The sequence below is a fragment of the Mesorhizobium sp. M7A.F.Ca.ET.027.03.2.1 genome (genome assembly GCF_003999175.1).
GTDB lineage: Bacteria > Pseudomonadota > Alphaproteobacteria > Rhizobiales > Rhizobiaceae > Mesorhizobium.
Genome location: NZ_RZOM01001048.1, coordinates 1 through 2192, shown reverse-complemented (window position 1 = coordinate 2192; position 2192 = coordinate 1). Strand labels below are relative to the sequence as shown.

Annotated in this window: 2 protein-coding genes; both read right to left on the bottom strand. The window is 65.9% G+C overall.

What is annotated here, in order from left to right:
* Positions 1–554 (bottom strand): ABC transporter permease (locus tag EN750_RS30935; protein ID WP_145968074.1); only part of this gene is annotated, 554 nt, incomplete at its 3' end.
* The gene (locus tag EN750_RS30930; protein WP_127398991.1) at positions 551–2119 is read right to left on the bottom strand and encodes a sugar ABC transporter ATP-binding protein; all 1569 of its coding nucleotides are present in this window, start codon (positions 2117–2119) and stop codon (positions 551–553) included. The genes EN750_RS30930 and EN750_RS30935, both read right to left, overlap by 4 nt.
* Positions 2120–2192: the final 73 nt, after the last annotated feature.

The window sequence follows — 2192 nt, the reverse complement described above, 5'->3', positions numbered from 1 at the left end:
GGCACGGGGCCGATCAGCCCGGTTCCGAACCAGCGCATCGAGGCGTCGAAGCCCGAGATCGGGCCGCCGTTTGAGATGGTCAGCGTCAGCCCGCGAAACACCGTCAGCCCGCCCAGCGTGACGACGAAGGGCGGCACTTTCAGCCGGGTGATGACAAGCCCTTGCACCCCGCCGGCAGCAGCGCCCACAACGACGGCGGCCAAGAGTGCTGCGAACCAGCCGAATCCTTGCGTGCCGCTCGTCGACAGCGACAGCGTGTTGGCGGAGCCGCCCTTGGCGACCACGGCGGCGACCATACCGCAGAAGGCGAGCAGCGAACCGACCGACAGGTCGATGCCGGCGGTGAGGATGACGAAGGTCATGCCGAGCGCGATCAGCCCGGTGATCGAGATCTGCCTTGTGATGTTGAACAAATTGATCGGGTCCATGAAGCTCGGCTTCAGCACGGTGAAGACGATGATCAGCGCCACCAGGAACAGCAGCGGACCGAAGCTCATCAAAAGCCGCGCGAAGTTGATGCCGCCGCGCTGATCCTGTTCCCCCGCCACGCTCATAGTGTCTCCTTGCGGTCGAGTGCCATCAGTTCCATCAGTCTTTCCTCGTTTGCCTCGACGCCCGGCATCTGGCCGGTGATGCGTCCCCGGCGCATGGTCACGATGCGGTCCGACACCGCAAGCACCTCGGGCAGCTCTGACGAAATCATCATCACCGCAATGCCGCGCGCCGCAAGCTGCACCAGGATCTGGTGCACCTCGGTCTTGGCGCCGACATCGACGCCGCGCGTCGGCTCGTCGACGATCAGCACTTTCGGATCGCGCGCCAGCCAGCGCGCCAAGATCACCTTCTGCTGGTTGCCGCCCGACAGGCCTTCGATCGCCTGCTCGGCCGAAGCCATGCGGATCGACAGCATTTTGCGAAACCCGGATAGCGCATCGCGCTCGCGCCGCTCGGCCATGAAGCCGAAACCGTTGCTGAAGCTGCCCAGCGAAGCGATGGAGAAATTCGGCAGGATGCCCAGCGCGGCAAAGATCGCCTGGTGCTTGCGATCCTCCGGCAGCAGGCCGATGCCGAGCGCAATGGCGTCTGCGGGCGATGCCGGGGCGATCGGCTTGCCATCGAGCGTGATGGTGCCGGCCGCGATACGGTCGGCGCCGAAGATGGCGCGCGCCAGCTCGGTGCGGCCCGAGCCGACAAGCCCGGCAACGCCGAGGATTTCACCGGCCTTGAGGTCGATGTCGACGCCGTCGAGCACGATGGCGTGCGGCGCTTCGGGATCGCGCACGGTGCGCAGGCCGCGCACCGACAGCACGACATCGCCGGCCACCGTGCGTTGCGCCGGCCGGGCGTAGAGCTCGGACGCCGCGCGGCCAACCATCTTCTCGATGATTTTGGGCAGGGCGATCGGTCCACCCTCACGGTCGAGATGCCCGGCCAGCCTACCGTCGCGCAGCACCGTCATGCGGTCGCAGATGGCGGAGGCTTCCTCCAGCCGGTGGGTGACGAACATGATGGCGACCTTGTCCTTGCGCAGCCGGTCCATGATCGACAGCAACCGCTGCACCTCGGTCTCGGTCAGCGCCGAGGTCGGTTCGTCCATGATGATCAGCCGGCTTTTCAGCGACAGGGCGCGGGCAATCTCGACCAGTTGCTGTTCGGCCACCGACAGCGCCGACACCGGCGTCATCGGATCGATGGAGAGGCCGACGCGGGCGATGATCGTGCGGGAGTCCTGCTCCATCCGCTTCCAACTGACCAGCCCGAACGGACCGATCGGCGCGCGGCCGATAAAGATATTTTCCGCCACCGTCAGCGTCGGGATCAGGCTGAGCTCCTGGTAGATGGTGACGATGCCGAGCCGCTTGGCATCCTGCGGGCTGGATGGATGATAATCGGCACCGTCGAAAGTGATGCGGCCGCCCGACGGCGGCATGACGCCCGAGAGGATTTTCAAGAGCGTCGACTTGCCGGCCCCGTTTTCGCCGAGCAGGCCGAGGATCTCGCCGGGGCGGATATCGAGCGAGACGTCGCTGAGCGCGGTGACGCCCGAGAAATGCTTGGTGATGCCTTCGACGGCAAGCAGGATGGGTTCGGACGATGCGGCTTCAGCGGCTGGCGGCAAGGGTGGCTCCTTCCATGCAATTGATGTCGCCTGTCAGCGCTTGAACGCCCCCCTCTGTCCGGCAGGACAGAGG